The organism is Arthrobacter sp. UNCCL28, assembly GCF_900102805.1.
Taxonomy (GTDB): Bacteria; Actinomycetota; Actinomycetes; order Actinomycetales; family Micrococcaceae; genus Arthrobacter; species Arthrobacter nicotinovorans_A.
The window spans coordinates 415,953-439,704 of record NZ_FMWE01000001.1 but is presented as its reverse complement, the minus strand read 5'-3'; the positions used below and the strand labels follow the sequence as shown (position 1 = coordinate 439,704).

The following is a 23,752-nucleotide window of genomic DNA, read 5'->3' as shown; positions in this document are numbered from 1 at the left end:
CGGGGGACATGAGAGAGGATCCCCGGAAACCCCGAGGGGAAGTGAGCGAGGGTCCCGAGAAACCCCAGGGGACGTGAGCGAGGATCCCCAAAAACCCCGGGAGACGTGAGTGAGCGTTGGCGTTGGAGTACACCGCGGGGGATGTGAACGAGCGTTGGAGGAGGCGTCCGGTTAGAGGAGGCGGCGTTCGGCGGCCCACTTGGTGAGCTCGTGCCGGCTTGAGAGCTGGAGCTTCCTCAGGACGGCCGACACGTGCGTCTCAACGGTCTTGATGGAAATAAACAGTTCCTTGGCCACTTCCTTGTAGCTGTAGCCGCGGGCGATGAGCCGCATGACTTCGAGTTCGCGTGCCGAGAGTTTATCCAGTTCGTCGTCCGCGATATCTGCCGGAGCGGTGCCGAACGCGTCCAGCACGAAGCCTGCCAGGCGGGGTGAGAACACGGCGTCACCGTCGGCCACACGGATGACGGCGTCGGATATCTCCTTGCCGGAAATGGTCTTGGTGACGTAGCCGCGGGCGCCTGCACGGATCACGGAGACTACGTCCTCCGCGGCATCGGAGACACTGAGCGCCAGGAAGCTGGTGTTTCCCAGCAAAGCAGCCGATCCCGCAATGACCTCGCGTCCACCACCGCCCAGTCCGCCGGGAAGGTGGACGTCCAGGAGGACCACCTCGGGACGGGTTGCAGCAATCACCTCAATGGCCTGCTCCACCGTTCCGGCCTCTCCCACGACGTCCATGCGGGCATCGAGATCGGCTTTCAGCCCCGACCGGAAAATGGTGTGGTCATCCACGATCACCACCCGTACGCTGCGTCCTGGACCACTCTGGGGGTTGGTGCTCATGCTTTCGCTTCTCCATTCCGGGCTTCACTGTTCCGGGTTTCACTGTTCCGGGTTTCACTGTTCCGCTGGTCGCCCGCCTCGCCATTGGCGGATGGAAGGGCCAGGCGGACCTCGGTGCCGTCGCTGCTGCTGTTGATGGTGGCGGTGCCGCCGTGCCGCTTCATCCGGCCAATGATGGATTCCTTGACACCCAGCCGGTCGTCCGGAACAGCATCGAGGTCGAAGCCGGGGCCGCGGTCCTTGACGAAGATCTCCGTAGTGCCCGCCGTGCTCTCCACATACACCGATACTGTCCCACCACCGTGCCGCGCCGCGTTGAGCATCGCTTCGCGGGCTGCCTGGACCATGGCCTCGTGCCGTTCGGTCATGGTGGTGTCACCTACCGCCACGACCTCCACCGCGTGGCCTTGGGAGTCTTCGACTTCCGCTGCAACGGCTTTGATGCGGTCGGCCAGAAGGCCGGATTCCTTGGCGGGATCACTGAACAGCCAGGACCGGAGTTCACGTTCCTGCGCCCTGGCAAGCCGCACCACATCCTGTTCGGATCCTGCCCTGCGCTGAATCAGGGCCAGTGTCTGCAGCACGGAATCGTGCAGGTGGGCTGCGATCTCGGCGCGCTCTGTCTCACGGATGCGGCCGGCCCGTTCTGTTTCCAGGTCCTTCCAAAACTTCAGTCCCCAAGGAAGCAGCACCAAGGCCACGCCGCCGAGGACTGCTACCGACGCAAGCAATGCAAGCCACGTCTGCTCCCACGAGCCCGAGCCCGACACCATGACCAGGACACCGGCCACCACCAGCGCCAAGCCGGCCGCCAGCCGGACCCAGCCGCCGGCCTGATCGGCCTTCGTCTTGTCCACCAGGCCGGCCCGGCGGGTTTCATCCAGCTGCATCCATGCGATGGCCGCGCCGCCCAGGATAGCTGCTGCTGGTATCAGGGTCCCCAATGGAACCTCGACGCCGAACTGGCGTGCGATCAGGATGGCGGCCACCAGGAGCAGGGCTGCGCCCAACAGGATTTCCTTGCCGTACGGGACGCGCCGCGTGGAAAACCATGACGACCAAGTGCCCTCGCCGCTTCTGCCGGCCCAGTCCCAGGCGGCCGAAGGACTGCCGAATCCTGCGCGCTCATCAGCCGAAACCGGGCCACCCCCCGGAACGGAACCGACGCCGGATCCCAGGCCGCCGGATACCGAACCACTGGAGCCCAGGCCGCCGGGTACCGAATTGCCGGCTTCTTCAGTGAATGGCCCGTGGCCCGTGGCGGAACCACCCAAGCCAGGATTCCCGGCGCCCACCTGTGGAAACGGCCCACGGACCGGAACAGGCCCGCCGACAGGACCACCGACAGGAACAGGGCCACCGACAGGACCGGAGACCGGAGGTGCTCCGGACGCCGACGGTGAGTGTCCGGCGTCGTACGCGTTCGAAGGCTGGGTGCTTACCGCGCCCGGCGGGAACGCAACTGCCTTACCAGCTGCATTCAGGGTTCCACCGGCGGGCGGCAGGCTCACGGCAGGAGCAATGGGCGACGCCGGGCGGCGGGCATTGCGCTTGGCGTTCTCGTCCGCGGTAGGAACCATGGTCCACAGCCACGCATAAAAGGCCACGCCTGCGCCGCCGGCGAAACACGCCAGGATCATGCCAAGCCGCACAAACTTGACCGGCCAGCCCAAATGATCGGCGAGGCCACTGCAGACGCCGGCAATCATGCGGTCGCTGCTGCGGACCAGCACGGGGCGTTGTACAGCGGTTCTCATGTACCAATCCAAACACGGATCAGGGTGACCCGGACCGGAAACCAGCGTTGTTCGGGGGCCACTCAGGGATCATTCAGGGTATCCCCCAGTAGAGGGAAGGACGGGCCGGACGGCAGGATCGAAGTATGAACGCGAACAGCATGAATCCAGAGGAACCCGGAACACCAGGCACCCCCGGCTCACAGCATGAGCCCGCCGCCGGCACTTCCGCGGGCACAGGTCCCGCAACCGGCAGCTACCCGCCGGCCGGCGCCGCCCCGGCAACGTCCCAGGAGAACTTCTTCGACTGGATCCGCAACCAGGGCATCCGCCGCGGACCGGACCGTTGGATTGGCGGCGTCGCAAGCGGTGTTGCCCACCGTTTCGGCATCGACCCCCTGATTGTCAGGGGCATCTTCATCGTTTTGGCGGTCTTCGCCGGCGTGGGCGTGCTGCTTTACGGCATCGCCTGGGCGCTGCTGCCTGAACCTGACGGGCGCATCCATGTCCAGGAAGCCGCCGCGGGCCGCTGGTCCGGGGGCATGACAGGCGCGTTGATCACTACGATCATCGGGCTTCCAAGCCTGGGCCGCGGATTCTGGGGCTGGGGATGGGATGGACTGCCCGGTCTCTTCTGGACGCTGTTCTGGATGGGCGGCATCTTTTACCTCATCTACTTCCTGGTCCAACGCAACAAGACGGCCAAGGGCAGCCCGACACCACCGATGAGCCAGCAGCAATACCCTGCGGCACCTGGCAGCACCGCCTACGGAAGCACCGCCTACGGAAGCACCGCCGGATCACAGGCCGCCTATGGGCCGGCGGGCACCTACGGTTCCTCTACGGCCTATGGAGCCCCGGCCGCAGCCAACACCGGCGTCCCTGTCTACGGCCCCGGCCAACCCGGGACCAAACACCACGGACATGGTGCCGGCGCCGTGCCGTCGACGGGCCTGTACACTCCGGCCGGCCCCGGCCCCTACACCCCCTCAGCTGCATACGCCCCGGCAGGGCCGCGCAGCCAGCCCAATGCCTCCGGCCCCCGCCCGCCGCAAGGCCCCAGCGGCCCGCAGGATTGGCAGCCCAAGCCTGCCGCCCCCAAGCGCAAGGGCCCCGGGGCTGCGATCGTGGCAGTTTCCGCCGGTGCTGCGTTGCTGGCAGGCGGTACGTTGAAAGCCCTCGACGCCGGCAACGTCATTGACTTGGGCAACTCCGCCAACGCCGTGGTGTGGGCCACCGGCGCCGCAGTCCTCGGCCTGGGCATCCTGGTTGCAGGGCTCCGGGGCAGGACTTCGGGTTTCCTTGGATTCCTCGCAGTCGTTGCCCTGATCATCGGCGGAATCTTCAACGTGGTACCCCGGGACGGGGACCGCTTCACCTTCCACGACGTGAACTGGGCGCCCACCAGTCTGGACCAGGCCCGGCTGGGCATCAATGTCACCGGCGCCCAAGGGGTGTTGGACCTGAGCAATATCACCTTGAATCCCCCGCTTGTCACTGAAGTCCAGATCCCCGTGGACGCAACGGCCAGCAACGTCACAGTGATCATTCCCGACGACGTTCCCGTTGAAGTCAGGGCAGACATGACGTTCGGCAACCTCAACGAACGCGGCTCGGACCGCGGCGGCCGGTTCCAGGACGAGCGGACGCTCTACAACACAGGAAAGCCCGGCGCCAACCTCGTGGTGGAAATCGACGGCACGTTCAGCAACGTGACCATCCAGGAAGGAAACTGACATGAGCACCAACGAATCCGGCAAAGGCGACGACACCCAGCCCACAGCACCCCTGCCGAGGGAGACGACCCCCACGGAGTCCCTGCCGAAGGAAACCCGTCCCACACCGGCCTTGCCCAAACCGCGACTCCAGGAAATCCCGCTCACGCCACCGTTGGAGCGAAGCTTCCAGGTGGAGCCTGCAGAGGACGACGAGCCCCGGCAGGCCCGGATCGGCACCGTGGTGTGGGGGCTGATCGTGATAGCGCTCGCTGCCCTGATCGTCATCTCAACGCTTGGCTGGGTGACACTGAACGGCACGTACGTGCTGATCGGCCTGATGATCGGTGCAGGAGCGGCCCTGGTGGTCGGAGGACTCCTCTCGGCCCGCAAGGGTTCAAAAAAGTGACCACTACGAAGTGACAAAGCAACCACAACAGGGAAGTCTGTAGCCATGGACAAGTTCTTCAGCATCGTCAGGGGCTTCGGCCTGAAGCGTGGACCGCAGCGCTGGCTGGGCGGCATCTGCGGAGGAATCGCTGCCAAACTCAGGGTGGACGTGGCATATGTGCGGGTAGCATTCCTGCTTTTCTGCCTGCTGCCCGGCCCTGCCTTCGTGGTCTACATCCTGGGCTGGCTGCTCCTGCCGGACCAGAACAACAAGATCGCCCTGGAATCGTTCATCAGCCAACGTTCCCGGTAGCTGCCGGTCACAAAGCCTGTGAAGCGCCCCGTCTCCCGGCGGGGCGCTTCCTTCGTTTTCGGCGATGTTTCCAATACCGCACCGGCGGGTTCAAAAGTAACCGTTTGTGTCCCACCCCACATGCCCGTCTACAATCATGGGGAGCTCAGCGTGGCGCTCTGCACGTATTCCTCCAAGCCATGAGTGAGCAAACATGAAAATTGGCATTCTTACCAGCGGTGGCGACTGCCCCGGCCTCAACGCAGTAATCCGGGGTGCAGTCCTGAAGGGCATCGCCATCCACGGCCAGGAATTTGTGGGTTTCCGGGACGGCTGGCGCGGTGTTGTGGAAGGTGATGTCATTGACATCCCCCGCACCATGGTCCGCGGCATTGCCAAGCAGGGCGGCACCATTCTGGGCACGTCCCGCACCAACCCGTTCGAAAACGGCGGCGGACCGGACGTCATCAAAGCCCACATGGAACGCCTGGGCATCGACGCCATCATCGCCATCGGCGGCGAGGGCACCCTGGCAGCGGCGAAACGCCTGACCGACGCCGGCCTGAAGATTGTCGGCGTCCCCAAGACCGTGGACAACGACCTCGATGCCACCGACTACACCTTCGGCTTCGACACCGCAGTTCAGATCGCCACCGAGGCCATCGATCGCCTCCGCACCACGGGCGAATCGCACCACCGTTGCATGATCGCCGAAGTCATGGGACGCCACGTTGGCTGGATCGCCCTCCACTCGGGCATGGCTTCCGGTGCGCACGCCATCCTGATCCCGGAGCAGAAGGTCAGCATCGAGGAAATCACCGAATGGGTCCAGGAAGCCCACGACCGTGGCCGTGCGCCCCTGGTGGTGGTTGCCGAGGGCTTCGTACCCGAGCACATGGAGTCCCCGCACTCCGAACGCGGCCTGGACACCTTTGGGCGGCCGCGGCTTGGTGGCATCGCTGACCAGCTGGCCCCCGAGATCGAGGCCCGCACCGGCATTGAAACCCGGGCAACGATCCTCGGCCACATCCAGCGCGGCGGTGTCCCCACCGCCTACGACCGTGTGCTGGCAACCCGCCTCGGCATGGCAGCGATTGACTCCGTAGTGGACGGACGCTGGGGCACCATGGTGGCCCTCAAGGGCACGGACATTTCCCACGTGGGCTTCGAGGAAGCCCTGGGCAAGCTCAAGACCGTGCCCCAGCACCGCTACGACGAAGCGTCAGTGCTTTTCGGCTAGTCGGCTAGGCTGAATCCATGACTCTTGAGCCCACGTCCGCTGCCATCATCCAGCTGGCGTGGGCTCGCCATTTGGGGCTCGACGACGACGCTTTCGCCACCGCCGCGGACAGGCTTGCCGCCTCATCGACGGACGCAGGCGACCCCGCACAGCGGATCACCCGCGTGGACGAATCCGCCAGTGCCGTGGTGTTCCTCAGGCTCTTCGGGGTTTCAGCACTGGTGGGGCCGCAATGGGCCCTGGACGCCGCCGTCGGACTTCCCGATACCGAACTGGCACAACACGTCACGCTGCTGACCCTGACGCGGTCGCACGGAGGGCACGGGTTGGGATCGACTGCCCTGTTCTTCGCCGACGATTTGCCGTTGCAGCAACCCTCCGAGGACCTCACCGTCTCCCAGGGAAACCCGGAAGCGATCAGCCTCGAGTCGCTGTGTCCTCCGGATGACGTCAATGAAGTGGGACTCCAGGGCCTGGAACACCGGTTCACCATCATGCACCCCGACGAGGCTCCCCCCACCCCCGTGGCTTGCGGGGCCTACACCGAATGGGAAGGCATCCTGGCCAACATGGGTGTGTTGGTGGCACCCCCTTGGCGTCGGCGGGGCCTGGGAACACTGGCTGCATCCATCGCTGCCCACGAAGCGCTCGCCGCAGGGCTGACCCTGCAATGGAAGGCAGATGTCAGCAACACCGGAGCACTCGCTATGGCCCGCAGCCTTGGCTTTGCCACTGGCGGGCTCCACGCGAGCGTCCTTCTCGGCTGACTCCCACCAGGTTCCAAGACAACTGACGCCCCTAAGGAGGCTCCTTAGGGGCGTCAGGTATACCAAAACCCCTAAGAGTTCAGGTCAGCCTTGGCGGTTGTGGCCGCTGGTTCGGACTCGCCGCCCCAGCCCTGCACGGTCTTCGGTTTGCCAAAGAACAGTGCAACCACGGCGCCGAGCAGCACCGCACAGGCGGGCAGCAGGATGGACTGGCTCATCGCCGTCGAGAATCCTGCATGAAGGGCTTCCGGCAATGCCCCACCCATGGACGCCTCGCCCACCGGTGCGCCGGCAGGCGCTGCGGGCAGTTCTGCGGAGAGCCTCGACTGGATCAACGCAGCAATGGCCGCCGAGCCAAGGACTGCACCGATTTGGCGGGTGGTGTTGAAAACACCGGAACCTGCACCGGCCTGCCGGGGCTCCAGGTTGCGGGTGGTGGCATTGGACACCGGTCCCCAAATGAAGGCGTTGGCAACACCCTGCAGGGCACTGGGCAGCAGGAACATCCAGATGGGGGTGTCCGGTCCCAGCAGTGAAGCGGTCCAGAACAAGGCGCCGGCCAGGCACACCAGGCCGAAGGATGCGAAGTAGCGCGGATTTGCACGGTCTATAAGCTTGCCAACGAACGGCGCCAAGGCACCGGAAATGACTGCCATGGGAATCATGAGGAGCGCCGACTGCGTTGGTGTCAGGCCGCGCACCGTCTGATAGTAGAAGATGGTGGGCAACGGGAACGCGGTCACCGTGAATCCGACCGCCATGATGGTGGTGTTGCCCAGTGAGAAGTTCCGGTCCTTGAACAGGCCGAGCGGCAGCAGCGGTTCCCCGCCGCGGCGTTCCAGCCACCACTGCCAGAGAACGAAGAGCACCAGCACCACAAGTCCTGTGATGATCAAGCCCCACACAGTGACGAAGCCGGTGACTGTTCCCCACTTGTAGGTTTGGCCCTCCTGGATACCGAAGACCAGCAGGAACATGCCCACGGCGGACAGGACTACGCCGAGGACATCGAACGAGTGCGTGTGGGTGGTCAGCTTCGGCACGAAACGCGTCACGAGGATGAAGGCCACGATCCCGATGGGGACGTTGACGAAGAAGATCCACTCCCAGCCAAGGCTGTCCACCAGCACGCCGCCGAGGATGGGGCCAACCAGCACGGCCATGCCGGCTGTAGCTCCCCACAGCCCCATGGCGGCACCACGACGGTCCGGGGGGAAGATGCGCGTAATGACGGCCATTGTCTGCGGAGTCATCATTGCCGCGCCCAGGCCTTGGACAGCCCGTGCCGCGATCAGCATGCCGACATCACCGGAGAGGCCGCACCACAACGATGCCAGCGTGAAGACTACAAGGCCGATCAGGTACAGGTTCTTGGGACCAAACCGGTCCCCCAGCCTGCCGGTAATGAGAAGGGGTACTGCGTACGCCAGCAAGTAGGCGCTGGTGACCCAAATGACCGCGTTGATGTCCGTGTTGAGGCCCTCCATGATCCGCGGATTCGCGACCGACACAATGGTGGTGTCGATAAGGATCATGAAGAAGCCCACAACGAGTGACCACAGCGCGGGCCATGGCTTAGCTACGTTTTCCAAGGGATTCCTTTGGCTTGTTTGAAAGTTCCGGTGGAGCGGCAAGGGACTCGTCCCAGGGCAGGTGCCCGTTGCCCAACTCCTCGAGGAGGCCGCGGATCCACGCGATCTCCGTTTTGCGCATTGCCTGCTGGTAGCTGATATCTATCCAATACTTGCGATCCAGTCCCTTGGCCGTGACGACGGCCTCCGCACGGAGCAGGAAGTCAAGGTCCGCGGCCAGGGCCACCACCCGTTCCTCCAGGAGTTCCATCACATCGGCGGCAGGCAAATGGTGCGCCTCCGCAATGGCGTGCGGGAACAGCGGGTACTCGTTGACAGGGGTGGAAAGCATGGCCCTGAGCCGGTCATCGAGCGCGTCTTTCCCGGCATCGGTGATCCGGTACAAGGTCCGCTCGGGCCGGTTTCCTTCACGTTCGGTTCCCGTGGCTTCCACGAGGCCGTTGTCTTCGAGCCGGCCCACTGCGTGGTACAGCGTTCCGGGGCGAACCTTGACCAGCCGGTCTTCATGGCGGGCCATCAGCAGTTGGTACATCTCATACGGATGCATGGGTTCCTCGGCCAGAAGGGCCAGGGATGCGACACCCAGGGGCGTCAGATCGGAAATCCTGGGCATGGTGGGCCCCTTTCCGTCGCGTATATTCCACCACAACTATTCCACATGGAATATATGGGCACAAGTAAGCCCGGCCGCCAAGCGACCGGGCCTGCTTCCTGGCTGGCGTCAGGGAGGAACCGTCAGCCCAGAAGGGCCAGGATCTCGGCCCTGGCGAACATCGCCGCAGCCTCGCGCGCGGAGGGGGTTCCGGCGTCGGGGTCCCCTCCTGCGTCCAGCAACACCCGGGCAACATCCGTGTAACCCTTGAAGACCGCTCCGGCAAGGGGCGTCTGGCCGCGGTCATTGGCTGCATTGGCGTCGGCGCCGTGGTGGAGGATCACCTGCACGGCTTCGGCGTGCCCATGGTAGGCGGCCAACATCAGCAGGGAATCACCCGCGGCGTTGGTCAGCGTGGCCGGTGCCCCGGCAGCCAAGTACCCGCGGAGCAATTCGGTATTGCCTTCGCGGGCGGCATCGAATAGGGCGTGGGCTAGTGCCAACGTTTCGTCGTCGGCCACTGCCGGGTTGGTGGGCTCGGAACCTGGGGTCGGGTTCAAGTGGCTCATCGGTGGGGTCCCTTCAGGAATCCGGTCTGGCGCCCGACAACCTGGCCGGCGTCGGGGGCGACGATCACTTCCTGGGCAGCGACATACGGCTCTTCGCCATCCATCACCGTCAGGGTTTCCTCCGCTGAAACGGACCGCTTCACCACGGCCAAGGCCACGGGTCCCATTTCGAAGTGCTGCGCCACAGAAGTCAGAGTACCCACCTTCCGTTCGCCGGCAAATACGACGCTGCCCACTGCAGGAAGGGTGTGCTGTGAACCGTCCAGCTGCAGGAAAACAAGCCGACGCGGCGGGTGCCCCAGGTTGTGCACCCGCGCAACGGTCTCCTGGCCCTTGTAGCAACCCTTGTTCAGGTGGACGGAGGTCCGCAGCAGATCCAGTTCATGGGGAATGGTTTTCTCGTCGGTCTCTGCACCCAGGCGGGGACGCCAGGCAGCGATCCGCAGCGCATCAGCCGCCAAGGCACCTGCCAGGGGAAGGCCCTCGACGGCGCTCTCCAGTTCCGCGGCCGGGACAAGGTATTCGAACCAGGGACGCTCAAGTCCCGGGTGCGACTCCTCCGGAACGATGCTGTACGCATAACCACCCGGGCTGACACGCGGCCACGGGTCCTCCCACACCAGGCGCTGGGAGAACTGCTCCACCGGCTTGGTGGAACCCACCACTGCCCACTGCTCCGAGACGTCTTCGATCTCGACGCGGAGCATGAACTTCATCTTGTTGAGCCACTCAGCCAAGGGCGCCGCTTCCGCGGTTTCCACGATCAGCCAGGTGGTCCCGCCGTCGTCAATGACCCGGGCGTCAAACTCGATGCGGCCCTGGACACTGAGCAGCAGCAGTTCGCTGGCGACACCGGGCTGAAGGTTGGTGAGCTGCTGCGAGGACAGCGTGTTAAGCCAGCTCAGCCTGTCGGGTCCGGACACGGTCACCACACCGCGGTGCGAGAGGTCGACGACGGCGGTTCCGGCCGCCAGTGCGCGCTGCTCACGCAGCGGCTCCCCGTAGTGGGCAGCGACGCCGGCATCCAGGCCGGTGTCCTCGACGGCGCCAGGGCGCGACAAGAGAGGGCTCGAGTAAGTCATATGTAGTAGAAGTCCTTGCAGTTCAGCGGTATTCCGGGTGCGGCAATATTTCCGGTCAGCGGTATTCCGGATTTTCGAAGTCGAACCGGGTACCGGCTTTCCATTCCGCGGGCAGGTTGCCGTAGGCAGGAATACCCCCGGCATCCTTGAGGATTTTGGCCATGTGGAGCAGGTTCCACGTCATGAATGTGGTGTTCCTGTTGGTAAAGTCACTCTCCGGGCCACCTGATCCCTCATCCAGGTAGCTGGGACCCGGCCCCACAGGCCCGATCCACCCGGCGTCGGCCTGGGGTGGGATGGTGAAGCCGATGTGCTGCAGGCTGTACAACACGTTCATGGAACAGTGCTTGATGCCGTCCTCGTTGCCCGTGATGAGGCAGCCGCCCACCTTCGGGTAGAACGCCCATTGGCCGTTGCTGTTCAGCTCGCCGGAATGGGCATAAAGCCTCTCGATGAGCTTCTTGGTTTGGGAGGAGTTGTCCCCCAACCAGATAGGCCCGGCCACCACCACGATGTCGGCGTCCCGGACCTCAGGGTAGATCTCCGGCCACTCGTCCGTTTTCCAACCGTGCTCGCGCATATCCGGATAGACACCACTGGCGATGTCATGGTCCACGGTGCGGAAAAGCTTGGTGGTGACACCTTGCTTCTCCATGATGTCCCGGCTGATCCTGATGAGCCCATCAGTGTTACTGGTTTGCGGCGAAGGTTTCAGGGTGCCGTTGAAGAAGACAGCTTTGAGGCCGCCATATCCCTCAGGCCTGACGTGGTTGTTCACTGTCTGCTCCTTCTGCCGTGCGACTGCTGGAACTTAAGGTGATGCTCCTGGGGTCAGGAAGTGTCAGGAAACCTTGTTCAGGAACGCCGAGGCATGCGCTTCGAGAGCTTTGCCGCTTGCGGCAACATCCCAACGCCACAAAAGGTTCCCGTCAACCAGGCCGAAGATCCGGGTAGCTGCCGTGTACTCCTTGGAGTGGCTTCCCCGCATCACCATGTCGGTGCTGAGCTGTATTTGGGGCCCCTTGATCTGGCCGTAGTAGAGCTCGGTAATTCCACCGGGATGCGAAATCGACACCGAGATATCGAAGCCACCGTCTTTGTTGCGGCGTTCTTCGACTTCGTCGGCTGTCTTGAGCACCGGAACGATGTCCGCCGGGATCAGTCCGGGACCGCCGTCGCCCTCTTCGAGCTTCCGCTCCAGGGCCCAGAAGCCCGTTTCAACGGTCAACGGCCGCAGCTTCTCACCGGCATCGTCACTGAGCCAGGTCTCGGCCCGGTACTGCAAGTACGGGAGCCCGTTATGGGTGAAGGAGACGTGCTGGACGAAATGCTCGGAATCCTCGTCGCCGCTGCCGAGCCGGCCGCGGCCTTCCCACTCACCAATGAGCCAGGAAAGGGGGACGAGTTCGGGCGTCAGGTCGGTAGGGATCTCAATAGGCACAACGACTACCTCTGTTGGAGAGCAGGATCAGAGAATTTACTTCTGGCCCTTGAAAAGGCGGTATACGACAAAGCCCGCAAACCATGCCATGGCAACGCTGGCCAGGCCGAGGAGAACGAGGAAGAAGATTTCAAATGCGAGTACAGACATGATGCCATCCTAACCGTTAGTAGATGAGTAGTTTGTCTATGAAGTACACCAAGGCCCCCACAGCCCAGACAGGCGCAACACCCATTCCCACTGCCGCCCGGATGTTCAGGCGTCCGCGCCGAAGGGTGGTCATCCGGCGGAAGCATACAAGGACGGAGCCAACCACTACGCCCACCAACGCCGCAGGAAGTACTGCGATATCAGAGAATACAAGACCTGCCAGGGGACCCATGAGTCCGGCCATGACCACACCCAGCGGAGCCACGATGCGGTCGGGCCACCGGATGATTCCCACCAACAGGGCGACCGCTGCGCTCAGGCCGGCCACCACCACCATTTCCTTGACTCCGTTGAACCGTGCCCCGGCAATCCACCCTGCACCAAGGCAGTTCAAGAGCACACCGGCACAGCATCCCAGGGTTGATTCCAGCCGCTGCGCTTGCCCCGTGCCACGGACGAGCTGGACCACGAAGACCGCCATCACCCCCAAGGCGATGAAGGCCGGCGTTCCTTCCAGGAATCCCGGAGCCGGCAGGTAGGCGGCAGCCACGGCAGATCCCGCACCTGCCAATCCAATCACCGACGCCAAGGTTTTCTTTGCGGGAACGCCAAGGAAATGCGGCCAGCCGATACCCACGGCCGCCGATGCGGCAACGCCGACACCCACCATGGCCTCCCGGGAAACGAAGGTGCTGGCCACGATGGCGGTAAGCGCCACGAGTCCGAATACCCCGATGCTCCAAGACTTCACTGTGTGCCGACCTCAATCCGATGCGCCTTACGACCTCTCGACAATCCTGCCTTAAGCCGGCCCAATATGTCGTAATTCCGGTGCACGCCCGTCACGAATCCATGTGTCGCAGGGCACTGATGGGTATACTCAGACTTCAACGGCGCACTGTATTGGCCTTGATCCCGTTACAACGGGCAGAGGCTGCCAATGCGCTGTGACCGGCCGGGAATTACCGGTTTCGACGCCCGATGATGCGCGTACAGCCCATTGGAGGAACTATGTCGCACATCCTGCTCCTGACGAACAGCACCGGCTCATCGGTGGACATTTTGCCTGCCTTGGAGTTGCTGAACCACCGCGTACACATCCTCCCGGCAGAACCCACCGCCCTGCTTGAAACCGATCCCACGGACATCGTTTTCCTGGACGCCCGCAAGGATCTGGTCGGCGCCCGATCGCTGACCCAACTGCTCAAGGCAACCGGCCTCAGCGCTCCCCTCATGCTCATCCTCACCGAAGGCGGCATGGCTGCCGTCTCCAACGCCTGGGCAGTGGATGACATCGTGCTCGATTCCGCCGGCCCCGCCGAGGTTGAAGCGCGTATCCGCCTTGCCATGGCACGGGCGGTACCCGGTGAAGAGGAAACCCAAACGGAGATCCGTGCGGCCGGCGTCGTTATTGACGAAGCGAGCTATACCGCCCGCGTCAGCGGCCAGCCCCTGAACCTGACCTTCAAGGAATTCGAACTCCTGAAGTACCTGGCACAGCACCCGGGCCGCGTGTTCACGCGCCAGCAGCTGTTGACCGAAGTCTGGGGCTATGACTACTACGGCGGCACCCGGACCGTGGACGTCCATATCCGGAGGCTTCGCGCCAAGCTGGGTGTGGATCATGAGAACCTCATCAGCACGGTCCGCAACGTGGGCTACCGGCTCACGCTGGTGCGACTGCCCGATGACGAGCTGTCCGAAGCCTGAGCGCTTGGCTCCCGGAAGCCACGGGAAACCGCAGCATCATACGAAAGAGGCCGGAATCCCTGCGGATTCCGGCCTCTTCCGTTTCAAAGTGGAGGACATACGGGTCGAACGTATCGAGGCCACCCCACTGGTGGATCCCCCCTGCACTGACTGGTTGACCTCATAAGAAGCCGCAAAGCCGAGCGAGATAACGAGACTACCGCCGTTCCCCCCGGACTTCAAATCACAGGGCTTGCCTTGGACGTATAGCCTTGCATCATGAGTCACGCGCACCCGGAAAACTGGCCCGTCCTGATCATCGCCGGCGCCTTGGACCCCCATCTCCTCAAGGACGTCAAGACCCTCGCCGCAGCCGCAGAGGAGTCAGATGGCAACCCGCCCTTCTCAGAGCAGACCCTGGTCATGCTGCGCGGCGCAGATTCCGGGGACCACTCCGTCTTGACCCTGGCACTGTACGCCCCCGACGAGGACTCCGATCCTGCCACCGGCGACGATCTGGCGGGTGTCGCCGTCGTCGTTGAAGCGCCTGACTCCAGCGGTGTCCTGGAACTGGCTGTCCACCCGAGCTACCGCAACCAGGGCGTGGCGGGAAGGCTGCTGGGCGGGTTGCAGGGCAAGCGGAGCCTGGAGGGACTCAGCGCGTGGTCCCACGGGAACCACGAGGCCGCTGCCGAACTCGCTACCCGATTCGGCTACCAGGCCGTGCGGGAGCTGTGGAAGATGCGGCTCATGTCCTCCGCTTCGGTACTGCCCGACGCCGGCCTCCCGGAGGGCGTGTCGCTGCGCCCCTTCGTGCCGGGCCAGGACGAGCAGGCATGGCTGGCAGCGAACCGTGCCGCGTTCGCCCACCACCCCGAGCAGGGTTCGATGACTTTGGCGGACCTCGAAGCCCGGAAGGCCGAAGATTGGTTCGATCCCGAAGGGTTCCTGTTGGCCGTCAATGCCGGCGGCGAGCTCCTGGGCTTCCACTGGACCAAGGTCCATCCCCGGCAGGGACCGCACCCGGCCATCGGCGAAGTGTACGTAGTGGGAGTTACTCCCGAAGCCCAAGGACTGGGACTGGGCAAGGCCCTGACGGTGGCCGGAATCAAGCATCTCCAGGACAAAGGCCTGCACGCCGTCATGCTGTACGTGGACGCCGACAACCAGGCTGCGGTAGCCCTATATCAGAAACTCGGCTTCGTCCGCTGGGATACCGATGTGATGTATGGACCTTTAACCAAAAATTAACCAGGGGTGATTGCCGGACGGAAAGCCGGTGACATCTATGATTCGGGCAGCCCAATTGCTTGTAATGTGGGAGGAAACCCCGTCCTGAGCTTAGGAGAACCCCATGCAGCCGGACCCCGTCGGCACCGCCGGATCCACCTCGAAGGGGGCAACCCTGCCCCCGCGCTTCGGATCCTCGGAAGTGCCGGCCTCGCGGGCCACCCAGGACCGCATCGACATTCCGGAATTCGCGCCGAGCCTTGAGCCCGAAGGCGACATCACCCCGGACCGCTTCCTGGACCGCGAGCTCAGCTGGCTGGCGTTCAACTCCCGCGTGCTTGAACTCGCCGAGGACCCGGACCTGTTCCTGCTGGAACGCGTCAACTTCCTCTCGATCTTTGCCTCAAACCTGGATGAGTTCTTCATGGTCCGGGTGGCAGGCCTCAAGCGCCGTATCGCCACCGGGCTGGCCGTGCCCTCCCCCGCGGGGCTGAGCCCCATCGAGGTACTGGAGCAGATCGGCGAGGAAGCCCACAAGCTGCAGGAACGCCACGCGCGGGTCTTTGCCGAGCAGATCCGTCCGGCACTGGCTTATGAGCACATCCATCTCATGCACTGGCACGAACTTGATGAAGATGCGCGCCACCGGATCAGCATCATGTTCCAGGAGAAGGTCTTCCCCATCCTGACCCCCCTGGCTGTGGACCCGGCACACCCCTTCCCGTACATCTCAGGACTCTCCCTGAACCTTGCAGTGATCGTGAGCAACCCGATCAGCGACAAGGAACTCTTTGCCCGCGTGAAGGTGCCGGACCAGCTCCCGCGCCTGATTTCGGTGGACGGACCCCGGGCCGGTGCCATCCCCGGCCGGGTAGCCCGCTTCATCGCCCTGGAAGAAGTCATCGCCGTCCACCTGGACAAACTCTTCCCAGGCATGGAGGTCCTGGAGCACCACACCTTCCGCGTCACCCGCAACGAGGACCTGGAAGTCGAAGAGGACGACGCCGAGAACCTCCTCCAGGCCCTGGAGAAGGAACTGCTGCGCCGCCGCTTCGGCCCCCCGGTCCGCCTGGAAGTCACCACGGACATCAACCCGAACATCAAGGCGCTGCTGATCCGGGAACTGGGAGTGGAGGAGTCGGAGGTCTACTCCGTGCCGGCACCCCTTGACCTGCGTGGATTGTCGGCGATCAGCAACATCGACCGGGCAGATCTCCACTACCCCAAGCACGTTCCGCACACTTCGCGGTACCTGAACGAATCCGAGACGTCCAAGGCAGCCAACGTCTTTGCGGCCATGCGTCGTCGGGACATCCTGCTCCACCACCCGTACGATTCCTTCTCCACCTCGGTTCAGGCTTTCCTGGAGCAGGCAGCGGCGGATCCCAAGGTGCAGGCGATCAAGCAAACCCTGTACCGGACCTCCGGCGACTCCCCGATTGTGGACGCACTGATCGATGCCGCAGAGGCGGGCAAGCAGGTGCTGGCCCTGGTGGAAATCAAAGCCCGATTCGATGAGCAGGCCAATATTTCCTGGGCACGCAAGCTGGAGCAGGCCGGCGTCCACGTGGTGTACGGCATTGTGGGTTTGAAGACCCACTGCAAGCTGTCGCTGGTGGTCCGCCAGGAAGTGGATGGCTTGCGCCGCTACTGCCACATCGGCACCGGTAACTACCACCCGCGCACAGCCCGGTATTACGAGGACCTTGGCCTGCTGACTGCCAACGAGCAAGTGGGCGAGGACCTTTCCAAGCTGTTCAACCAGCTTTCCGGCTACGCGCCGAAGTCCACCTTCAAGAGGCTGCTCGTTGCTCCGCGTTCGGTCCGTGCGGGCTTGGTGGAGCGGATTGAAACCGAAATCCGCAATGCGCGCGCCGGCGTCCCTGGCCTGGTGCAGATCAAGGTCAATTCCATGGTGGACGAAGCCATCATCGACGCCCTGTACCGCGCTTCGCAGGCCGGCGTGAGAGTTGATGTGGTGGTGCGCGGCATCTGCTCGCTGCGCCCCGGCGTGCCTGGCCTGAGTGAGAACATCACAGTCCGCTCCATCCTGGGGCGTTTCCTTGAGCACTCCCGCGTGTTCGCCTTCGGCAACGGCGGCGATCCCGTGGTGTACATCGGCTCGGCGGACATGATGCACCGCAACCTGGACCGTCGCGTGGAGGCCTTGGTGCAGTTGGCCAGCAAGGAAGATACCGCAACAGTCATGGACCTCATGAGCCGTTACGTGGATGACAATACTGCCAGCTGGCACTTGGACAACCAGGGCCATTGGACGCGGCATCACCAGGATGGGGACGGCAACCCGTTGCTGGACATGCAGTCTTGGCTCCTGGAATCCCGCTCGCGGCAGCGCGCATCGGCACGGCGGTAGAGGAAGCACTTGAACAGCGATACCCCCGTGGCGGATCAGACTGACCACCCCGGCGAGCCGGTGGCTGTTGTCGCAGCCGGCGCTATTCCGTGGCGGCTCAACAAGGGTGCCCTTGAGGTACTCCTCATCCACCGGCCGCGGTATGACGATTGGTCCTGGCCGAAAGGAAAGCTCGACGCCGGCGAAACGGTTCCTGAGTGCGCTGCCCGTGAAGTGTGGGAAGAGATAGGTCTCCAGGCACCGCTGGGCATCCCCCTTCCCGCAATCCATTACCACGTCTCTGCCGGTTTGAAGATTGTCCGGTATTGGGCTGTCCGGGTCAACGGAGCCCAGCTCAGGCCGGACGGCAAGGAAGTGGACAGCGTCATGTGGTGCAGTCCCGACAGGGCGGCCTCGTTCCTGAGCAACCCAACGGATGTGGAGCCGCTCGAGTACCTGGAGAAGGCGCACGTCCGGGGCGAACTGGACACATGGCCGCTGGTGCTGATCCGTCACGCCAAGGCAAAACCGCGGTCTTCCTGGACCAAAGCCGAGGGCGACCGTCCGTTGGCAGCGACGGGCCAGCGGCAGGCAGTTGCCGTTCAACGTCTCCTGGGCGTGTGGAAACCGCAGCGCGTGGTCACCAGCCCCTGGGCGCGCTGCGTTGCCACCATCGCCCCCTATGCCAAGGCCAGTGGGGCAAAGGTCAAACTGGTGGAAGCCTTGACCGAACACAGCCACCAGCGCTCCCCCAAGAAGACGGCGGCAGCGGTGGAGGCCCTGTTCGACAAACAGGTTCCGATCGCCGTCTGCACACACCGCCCTGCGCTTCCCACTGCCCTGAAACAGCTGGGACAACATATGTCGCAGGGCCTGAAAGCCCTGCTACCGGCATCGGACCCGTACCTGACGCCGGGCGAAGTGATCGTCTGTCAGGTAGCGCGTGGTTCCGGGCGGAAGATTGTTTCCGTGGAGCAGGTCAAGCCCTTCGACGACTGACACCACACGGGCCGGGAGTTGACCCCCGGTCTTTTGTATCAAATACTTAGTACATAGATACAAAAGACTTGGGGGTCTTTTCCGTGTACATCAACCTGCCGCCTTTGCTGTTCCTTGGGCCTGCAGTCGGCGCCGTGATCGTTTACCTGTTTCTGCGTATGCAGGTGTGGTCCAAGCCCGATGCCCAATCCGTTGCCTCGCACGGTTTATGGGTGGGCATCATTGGGTGGATGGCCAGCTCACTGCAGGGTGCCATGAACGCCGGGATCATGCGCGCAAATCCCATGGGATCCAGCGCCCCCGCAACTGCGGACCAGATCGCCACGGCCCTGGGCTGGCCGATCGCTGCCTGCCTCACGGTTCATGCCTTGGGGCAGTTGAGCTACCCGGCACCGAAAGCTCCGCGCAGATACGCTGAACTCACCGTCCGCAGGATCCGCGACTTCCTTCCCCGAAAGCTTGCGTGGACCACCTCAGCAATCTTCGCAGTCGCAGCGTTGGTCATCGTGTGGATCGGGACCCTCCCGGGCCACGCGCCGGTACTCCCGACACCCCCGGGCCAGGCGCCGCCTCAGGGCGGTGCGTATCCGGACAACGGGTACATGGGTCAAGGCCAGGACGGCCGCATACCCGGACTAGAGCTGGCGGCCTGGCTCGGCGGGGCCTTGCTGGTCCTGGCATTGGGAACCGTCCTGGTACTTTTCCTGATCGCCCGCCGCCGCCAGTTGGAAACCCTCGACGGCGACGACAACCGGACACTCCGGATCATCGCCACCAACCGGCTGCTTCGAACAGTGGCCACCATCGCGGCCGGCCTGGCTGCCATCGCCGGCAACTTCGCGGCCCAGCCCGCACCCGGAGCACTTTGGCAATCGTCGTGGTTCAACATCCTGGGCCTGGTCAACATGGTGGTGCTCCTCATGATGTGGGGTTGGCGGGTCCCGGAACTGCCGTCGCTGCACCAAGCGGCCAAGACCACCAGCGCCGCCACCCTCCGCGCCGATCCCCGCACCCACCCCGCTGCCCGGTTGGGCATTTCCGTCGGAGCAACCCTGGGGGTGGTGGGCGGCATCGCCCTGGCGACCGGCTACGCACTCATCCTGTTTCCTCCGCTACCACCCGCCGCGTGGTCCTTTCCCGCCCTGACGGCCATAGTGGCCTTACTGCTCCTTGCAACCATTGCTGCGGGCGAGTTCCTGACCGCCAGGAACTACGGCACGCCCGAGGCTCCACGCCACTGGCCGCGGCAACCCGTCTCCAGGGGCCTGCTGTCCTTTGCCATAGCCAGCGCCTTGGTACTGGCTCTGGCAGTTGCCTTCGCCGTTGCCGGGGAAGTGAAACCGTTCGGTCCCAAGGCCTGGCCCGCCGTCGCCCTTCTCTCCGCAGTGGTTGCCCTGGCCGGCGCCGGTGCCATCCTGGCTGTGCGGCGTCGTCGTGGTGTCCCCGAGGCAGGCGGTAATGCAGGACTGGACTCCGCGCTCCGTGCCATCAGCATCTACAGGATCGTACGGACACTGGCCGCGTATGCCCTGGCGCAGGCCGGCGTACTGCTGGCCAGTACTGGAATCGCCTGGTATGACGTGTTCCCGGCCGGGCCCAGCCCGGATCCGATCGGCCCCAGCCCCGCGGTCGGCATTGGCCTGGTCCTGATCATCCTCGGGGCCCTGGTCGCCGTGATACCGGTGCGGCGGCTCTTCCGGACCATTCCACGGGGTCACGCGGCCAAACAGGGAGAACACGCACAATGACGGCCGGGATCACGGTGGACCTCTCCGATCCCGTTCCGCCGTACGAACAGATCCGCCGCCAACTCAGTTCCCTCATAGCAGTGGGCATCCTTGAACCGGGGAGCCGCTTGCCCACGGTGCGCAGCCTGGCCGCTGACCTCGGCATCGCAGCGGGAACCGTGGCGCGCGCCTATAAGGAGCTGGAGCAGGGCGGATTGATTGAATCACGACGCCGGAACGGGACTGTCGTCCTCGGCCCGCCTCCCGCGCCCCACGGGACTGTCCGTTCGGACGCTGCGGTGATGGCCGCCGTCGACGGCTTGATCCGGACGGCCCGGGGTGCGGGCATTGGTGACGACACTCTCATAGATCTGGTTCGAGGCAGGCTGACCAGTAAGCTGGACTCGTGAGCATCCCCACCCCTTATGAAGACCTCCTGCGCGATGTCATGGCCAACGGCACGCACAAGTCGGACCGCACCGGAACCGGAACCCGCAGCGTCTTCGGCCGCCAGTTGAGGTTCGATCTTGCCGGGAGCTTCCCGCTGATCACCACCAAGAGGGTCCATTTCAAGTCCGTGGCGGTAGAGCTCCTGTGGTTCCTGCGCGGCGACTCGAACGTGAAGTGGATGCAGGACCAGGGCGTCTCCATCTGGGACGAATGGGCGGACGCCGACGGCGAGCTCGGCCCGGTATACGGCGTCCAATGGCGCAGCTGGCCAACCCCCGACGGCGGGCACATCGACCAGATCTCCGAGCTCATGGCCAACCTGGCCGCCAACCCGGATTCGCGCCGGCACATCGTGTCCGCATGGAACGTCTCCGAACTCAAGGACATGGCGTTGCCGCCGTGCCACGCGTTCTTCCAGTTCTACGTGGCAGACGGGAAACTGTCCTGCCAGCTGTACCAACGCTCCGCCGACACGTTCCTGGGTGTTCCCTTCAACATTGCCTCCTACGCACTCCTGACCCGGATGGTGGCGCAACAACTGGACCTGGAGCCGGGCGAATTCGTCTGGACCGGCGGAGACGTCCACGTCTACGACAACCACGTGGACCAGGTTGCCGAGCAGCTCGGCCGTGAGCCTTACGAGTACCCGCAACTGAGGATCCTCCGGAAGCCGGACTCCATCTTCGACTACACCCTGGACGACTTCGAGGTTGTGGACTACCGCCACCACCCCACCATCAAGGCCCCGATCGCCGTATGAGCACGACTTCCCCCGGGACTCCCTCCCAGCTTCCCGGCGTCATCTTCACCCAGGAGACCGCCGCGCGCATGACGGGCATCGGCATGGTGTGGGCGCAGACAAAGTCCGGCGTGATCGGCAAGGACGGCTCCATGCCGTGGCACCTCCCCGAGGACCTCAAGCACTTCAGCCAACTCACCACCGGCCACCCCGTCATCATGGGCCGCAAGACGTGGCTGTCCTTCCCGGAAAAGTACCGTCCCCTCCCGGGCCGGACCAATATTGTGGTGACCCGCAACGCAGACTGGGCGTCCACGCCCGAGGCCCAGGGCGCCGTCGTGGTTTCATCACTGGACGCGGCCCTTTTGGAGTCGCAGTTCGCGCCCGGTGGCCAAAAAGTCTGGATCATCGGCGGCGGCGAAATCTTTGGACAATCCATGGAGATCGCAAACCTGGCCGTCATCACCATCATCGACGCCGATCCGGAGGGCGACACCTTCGCTCCCGAACTCGGCGATGATTGGACCTTCGACGCCGTAGCCCCGTCCGAGGGCTGGCTTACCGCCAAGAACGGCACCAACTACCGGTTCACCACGTGGCGCCGGAACGCAACCCAGGAAAGCCAAGAGAGCTGAGCATGCTGAAGAAACCCGAAACCCTGTTTGTGCTGGGCTATATGCTGCTGCCGCTCTTCGCCCTGATCTCCGCCATTGTGGGACTGACCATGATCCTGGGCGGCAACAAGATTGCCGGAATCATCGTGCTGATCGTGGTCACGCAGGTATTTACGTTCAGTGCCTTCTTCGCCGTGCGCAAGCGCAAGGCCCTTTTGCTTGAAGAGCACGACGCCGGCGCCCTCTAAGAAGCGCTGAAACCGCGGTTGGCTGCTGCGCGGCACTTGGGCGCCCGTGGTGCCCGCCCGTTGTGTGCGTGACGTAATCAACAGCGGCGGTTTGCTCCGAAAGTCTAGACTTGTTCAATGACTACAGCAGCTAATCCGTCCGTTGGACTGGTCGGTTGGCGTGGCATGGTCGGCTCCGTCCTGATGCAGCGCATGCAGGAAGAGAACGACTTCGCCAACATCAACCCGGTATTTTTCTCCACCTCGAACGCGGGAGGTGCGGCCCCGTCCTTCCTGGACTCTGCCGCCGGCGACCCCGGCAAGCTCGAGGACGCGTTCGATATTGAGACCCTGGCCAAGCTGCCGATCATTGTCACCGCCCAGGGCGGCGACTACACCAAGCAGGTCCACAGCGAACTTCGCAGCCGTGGCTGGGACGGCCTCTGGATCGACGCCGCTTCCACCCTGCGCATGAACGATGACTCGATCATCGTCCTGGACCCCATCAACCGCGATGTCATCGACGCCGGCCTGTCCGGGGGCGTGAAGGACTTCATCGGCGGCAACTGCACGGTTTCCTGCATGCTGATGGGCCTCGGTGGCCTGTTCAAGAACAACCTGGTGGAGTGGGGAACCTCCATGACGTACCAGGCTGCCTCCGGTGGCGGAGCCCGTCACATGCGTGAACTCCTGAACCAGTTCGGCACCCTCAACAACGAGGTCAGCAGCGAACTGCAGGATCCGGCGTCGGCGATCCTTGAAATCGACCACAAGGTCCTCGCTGCACAGCGCACCGGCGTTGACGCCACCCAGTTCGGCGTGCCGCTGGCCGGCTCACTGATCCCTTGGATCGATGCCGACCTCGGCAACGGCCAGTCCAAGGAAGAGTGGAAAGCCGGCGTCGAAACCAACAAGATCCTCGGCACCGGCAACGGAACGGCCGGCAAGGACCACATCGCGATGGACGGACTCTGCGTCCGGATCGGCGCCATGCGTTCGCACTCCCAGGCCCTGACGCTCAAGCTGCGCGAAGACCTGTCCGTGACCGAAATCGAGAACCTCCTGGCCAAGGACAACGAGTGGGCCAAGGTTGTTCCCAACACCAAGGAAGCCTCCATGGCGGACCTGACCCCCGTGGCAGCCTCCGGAACCCTGGACATCCCCGTGGGCCGTATCCGCAAGCTCGAAATGGGCCCGGAGTACATCAGCGCCTTCACAGTTGGCGACCAGCTCCTGTGGGGTGCAGCCGAGCCGCTGCGCCGCATGCTCAACATCGCCACGGGCAAGCTCTAGGCTGCTCCAACCCGCTGCT

General features: G+C 64.0%; 24 protein-coding genes. 15 read left to right on the top strand and 9 right to left on the bottom strand.

Annotation, left to right across the window (positions count from 1 at the left end; genetic code table 11):
- Positions 1-171 precede the first annotated feature (171 nt).
- Together BLQ01_RS01950 and BLQ01_RS01945 are read right to left on the bottom strand one after the other, a co-directional pair.
- The gene (locus BLQ01_RS01950) at positions 172-846 is read right to left on the bottom strand and encodes a LuxR C-terminal-related transcriptional regulator (RefSeq protein WP_026539794.1); all 675 of its coding nucleotides are present in this window, start codon (positions 844-846) and stop codon (positions 172-174) included.
- The gene (locus tag BLQ01_RS01945) at positions 843-2,603 is read right to left on the bottom strand and encodes an ATP-binding protein (RefSeq protein WP_091549906.1); all 1,761 of its coding nucleotides are present in this window, start codon (positions 2,601-2,603) and stop codon (positions 843-845) included. Before BLQ01_RS01945 ends, BLQ01_RS01950 begins: the two co-directional genes overlap by 4 nt.
- A gap of 125 nt (positions 2,604-2,728) precedes the next feature.
- On the opposite strand from BLQ01_RS01945, the gene BLQ01_RS01940 reads away from it, so the two are divergent.
- The 5 genes from BLQ01_RS01940 to BLQ01_RS01920 all read left to right on the top strand — a co-directional run bounded on the left by BLQ01_RS01940 (position 2,729) and on the right by BLQ01_RS01920 (position 6,986).
- Positions 2,729-4,318, top strand: coding sequence for a PspC domain-containing protein (locus BLQ01_RS01940; protein ID WP_175493319.1), 1,590 nt, complete (start codon positions 2,729-2,731; stop codon positions 4,316-4,318).
- Between the two features lie 154 nt (positions 4,319-4,472).
- Positions 4,473-4,706 (top strand): hypothetical protein, encoded by a 234-nt coding sequence (locus tag BLQ01_RS22580; RefSeq protein WP_254779214.1) that lies wholly within the window; start codon positions 4,473-4,475, stop codon positions 4,704-4,706.
- A gap of 45 nt (positions 4,707-4,751) precedes the next feature.
- Positions 4,752-5,000: a PspC domain-containing protein gene (locus tag BLQ01_RS01930; protein ID WP_026539791.1), complete on the top strand. Its 249-nt coding sequence runs from the start codon at positions 4,752-4,754 to the stop codon at positions 4,998-5,000.
- A 193-nt stretch (positions 5,001-5,193) separates the two neighbouring features.
- Positions 5,194-6,219: a 6-phosphofructokinase gene (locus BLQ01_RS01925; protein WP_026539790.1), complete on the top strand. Its 1,026-nt coding sequence runs from the start codon at positions 5,194-5,196 to the stop codon at positions 6,217-6,219.
- Positions 6,220-6,236: 17 nt separating this feature from the next.
- Complete coding sequence (locus tag BLQ01_RS01920; RefSeq protein ID WP_026539789.1) at positions 6,237-6,986, top strand: GNAT family N-acetyltransferase; 750 nt, start codon at positions 6,237-6,239, stop codon at positions 6,984-6,986.
- Between the two features lie 71 nt (positions 6,987-7,057).
- Here BLQ01_RS01920 and BLQ01_RS01915 read toward each other — a convergent pair whose 3' ends face one another.
- The 7 genes from BLQ01_RS01915 to BLQ01_RS01885 all read right to left on the bottom strand — a co-directional run bounded on the left by BLQ01_RS01915 (position 7,058) and on the right by BLQ01_RS01885 (position 13,163).
- Complete coding sequence (locus BLQ01_RS01915) at positions 7,058-8,578, bottom strand: DHA2 family efflux MFS transporter permease subunit (protein WP_091549903.1); 1,521 nt, start codon at positions 8,576-8,578, stop codon at positions 7,058-7,060.
- On the bottom strand, positions 8,562-9,191 hold the full coding sequence (locus tag BLQ01_RS01910) for a PadR family transcriptional regulator (RefSeq protein WP_026546307.1): 630 nt from the start codon (positions 9,189-9,191) through the stop codon (positions 8,562-8,564). The genes BLQ01_RS01915 and BLQ01_RS01910 overlap by 17 nt, the downstream gene beginning before the upstream one ends.
- Positions 9,192-9,313: 122 nt before the next feature.
- Positions 9,314-9,739 carry an ankyrin repeat domain-containing protein gene (locus tag BLQ01_RS01905; RefSeq protein ID WP_091549902.1) on the bottom strand — a complete coding sequence of 142 codons (426 nt, stop codon included), beginning with the start codon at positions 9,737-9,739 and terminating at the stop codon, positions 9,314-9,316.
- A complete protein-coding gene (locus BLQ01_RS01900) occupies positions 9,736-10,821 on the bottom strand; it encodes a CAF17-like 4Fe-4S cluster assembly/insertion protein YgfZ (RefSeq protein WP_026546308.1) in 1,086 nt (361 codons plus the stop codon). Before BLQ01_RS01900 ends, BLQ01_RS01905 begins: the two co-directional genes overlap by 4 nt.
- Before the next feature lie 55 nt (positions 10,822-10,876).
- Entirely contained in the window at positions 10,877-11,599 is a 723-nt protein-coding gene (locus tag BLQ01_RS01895; protein WP_026539785.1) for a flavodoxin family protein, read from the bottom strand.
- Positions 11,600-11,662: 63 nt separating this feature from the next.
- Entirely contained in the window at positions 11,663-12,262 is a 600-nt protein-coding gene (locus BLQ01_RS01890; protein ID WP_026539784.1) for a nitrobindin family protein, read from the bottom strand.
- A gap of 166 nt (positions 12,263-12,428) precedes the next feature.
- On the bottom strand, positions 12,429-13,163 hold the full coding sequence (locus BLQ01_RS01885; protein WP_091549900.1) for a permease: 735 nt from the start codon (positions 13,161-13,163) through the stop codon (positions 12,429-12,431).
- Between the two features lie 260 nt (positions 13,164-13,423).
- On the opposite strand from BLQ01_RS01885, the gene BLQ01_RS01880 reads away from it, so the two are divergent.
- From BLQ01_RS01880 to asd, 10 genes are all read left to right on the top strand, one after another.
- Positions 13,424-14,122, top strand: coding sequence for a winged helix-turn-helix transcriptional regulator (locus BLQ01_RS01880; RefSeq protein WP_026539782.1), 699 nt, complete (start codon positions 13,424-13,426; stop codon positions 14,120-14,122).
- Between the two features lie 258 nt (positions 14,123-14,380).
- Complete coding sequence (gene mshD / locus BLQ01_RS01875) at positions 14,381-15,352, top strand: mycothiol synthase (RefSeq protein WP_091549898.1); 972 nt, start codon at positions 14,381-14,383, stop codon at positions 15,350-15,352.
- A gap of 103 nt (positions 15,353-15,455) precedes the next feature.
- Positions 15,456-17,705 carry an RNA degradosome polyphosphate kinase gene (locus tag BLQ01_RS01870; protein ID WP_026539780.1) on the top strand — a complete coding sequence of 750 codons (2,250 nt, stop codon included), beginning with the start codon at positions 15,456-15,458 and terminating at the stop codon, positions 17,703-17,705.
- Between the two features lie 9 nt (positions 17,706-17,714).
- Positions 17,715-18,683, top strand: a complete 969-nt coding sequence (locus tag BLQ01_RS01865; protein WP_026539779.1) for an NUDIX hydrolase — start codon at positions 17,715-17,717, stop codon at positions 18,681-18,683.
- Positions 18,684-18,751: 68 nt separating this feature from the next.
- Positions 18,752-20,431, top strand: a complete 1,680-nt coding sequence (locus tag BLQ01_RS01860) for a hypothetical protein (protein ID WP_091549897.1) — start codon at positions 18,752-18,754, stop codon at positions 20,429-20,431.
- Entirely contained in the window at positions 20,428-20,820 is a 393-nt protein-coding gene (locus BLQ01_RS01855) for a GntR family transcriptional regulator (RefSeq protein ID WP_026546313.1), read from the top strand. The genes BLQ01_RS01860 and BLQ01_RS01855 overlap by 4 nt, the downstream gene beginning before the upstream one ends.
- Complete coding sequence (locus tag BLQ01_RS01850; RefSeq protein WP_091549895.1) at positions 20,817-21,620, top strand: thymidylate synthase; 804 nt, start codon at positions 20,817-20,819, stop codon at positions 21,618-21,620. The genes BLQ01_RS01855 and BLQ01_RS01850 overlap by 4 nt, the downstream gene beginning before the upstream one ends.
- Positions 21,617-22,234, top strand: a complete 618-nt coding sequence (locus BLQ01_RS01845; protein ID WP_026539776.1) for a dihydrofolate reductase — start codon at positions 21,617-21,619, stop codon at positions 22,232-22,234. Before BLQ01_RS01850 ends, BLQ01_RS01845 begins: the two co-directional genes overlap by 4 nt.
- Positions 22,235-22,236: 2 nt before the next feature.
- Positions 22,237-22,461 carry an NF038396 family protein gene (locus tag BLQ01_RS01840; RefSeq protein ID WP_026539775.1) on the top strand — a complete coding sequence of 75 codons (225 nt, stop codon included), beginning with the start codon at positions 22,237-22,239 and terminating at the stop codon, positions 22,459-22,461.
- Between the two features lie 117 nt (positions 22,462-22,578).
- Positions 22,579-23,733, top strand: coding sequence for an aspartate-semialdehyde dehydrogenase (asd, locus tag BLQ01_RS01835; RefSeq protein WP_026539774.1), 1,155 nt, complete (start codon positions 22,579-22,581; stop codon positions 23,731-23,733).
- The last annotated feature ends 19 nt before the right edge of the window (positions 23,734-23,752 follow it).

What these genes read in the sequence shown, in the direction of transcription:
- BLQ01_RS01855 (WP_026546313.1), top strand. Translation starts at nt 20,428, where the DNA reads ATGACGGCCGGGATCACGGTGGACCTCTCCGATCCCGTTCCGCCGTAC.
- BLQ01_RS01840 (WP_026539775.1), top strand. Translation starts at nt 22,237, where the DNA reads ATGCTGAAGAAACCCGAAACCCTGTTTGTGCTGGGCTATATGCTGCTG.
- BLQ01_RS01880 (WP_026539782.1), top strand. Translation starts at nt 13,424, where the DNA reads ATGTCGCACATCCTGCTCCTGACGAACAGCACCGGCTCATCGGTGGAC.
- BLQ01_RS01925 (WP_026539790.1), top strand. Translation starts at nt 5,194, where the DNA reads ATGAAAATTGGCATTCTTACCAGCGGTGGCGACTGCCCCGGCCTCAAC.
- BLQ01_RS01870 (WP_026539780.1), top strand. Translation starts at nt 15,456, where the DNA reads ATGCAGCCGGACCCCGTCGGCACCGCCGGATCCACCTCGAAGGGGGCA.
- BLQ01_RS01905 (WP_091549902.1), bottom strand. Translation starts at nt 9,739, where the DNA reads ATGAGCCACTTGAACCCGACCCCAGGTTCCGAGCCCACCAACCCGGCA.
- mshD (WP_091549898.1), top strand. Translation starts at nt 14,381, where the DNA reads ATGAGTCACGCGCACCCGGAAAACTGGCCCGTCCTGATCATCGCCGGC.
- BLQ01_RS01900 (WP_026546308.1), bottom strand. Translation starts at nt 10,821, where the DNA reads ATGACTTACTCGAGCCCTCTCTTGTCGCGCCCTGGCGCCGTCGAGGAC.
- BLQ01_RS01910 (WP_026546307.1), bottom strand. Translation starts at nt 9,191, where the DNA reads ATGCCCAGGATTTCCGATCTGACGCCCCTGGGTGTCGCATCCCTGGCC.
- BLQ01_RS01845 (WP_026539776.1), top strand. Translation starts at nt 21,617, where the DNA reads ATGAGCACGACTTCCCCCGGGACTCCCTCCCAGCTTCCCGGCGTCATC.
- BLQ01_RS01940 (WP_175493319.1), top strand. Translation starts at nt 2,729, where the DNA reads ATGAACGCGAACAGCATGAATCCAGAGGAACCCGGAACACCAGGCACC.
- BLQ01_RS01930 (WP_026539791.1), top strand. Translation starts at nt 4,752, where the DNA reads ATGGACAAGTTCTTCAGCATCGTCAGGGGCTTCGGCCTGAAGCGTGGA.
- BLQ01_RS01945 (WP_091549906.1), bottom strand. Translation starts at nt 2,603, where the DNA reads ATGAGAACCGCTGTACAACGCCCCGTGCTGGTCCGCAGCAGCGACCGC.
- asd (WP_026539774.1), top strand. Translation starts at nt 22,579, where the DNA reads ATGACTACAGCAGCTAATCCGTCCGTTGGACTGGTCGGTTGGCGTGGC.
- BLQ01_RS01950 (WP_026539794.1), bottom strand. Translation starts at nt 846, where the DNA reads ATGAGCACCAACCCCCAGAGTGGTCCAGGACGCAGCGTACGGGTGGTG.
- BLQ01_RS01920 (WP_026539789.1), top strand. Translation starts at nt 6,237, where the DNA reads ATGACTCTTGAGCCCACGTCCGCTGCCATCATCCAGCTGGCGTGGGCT.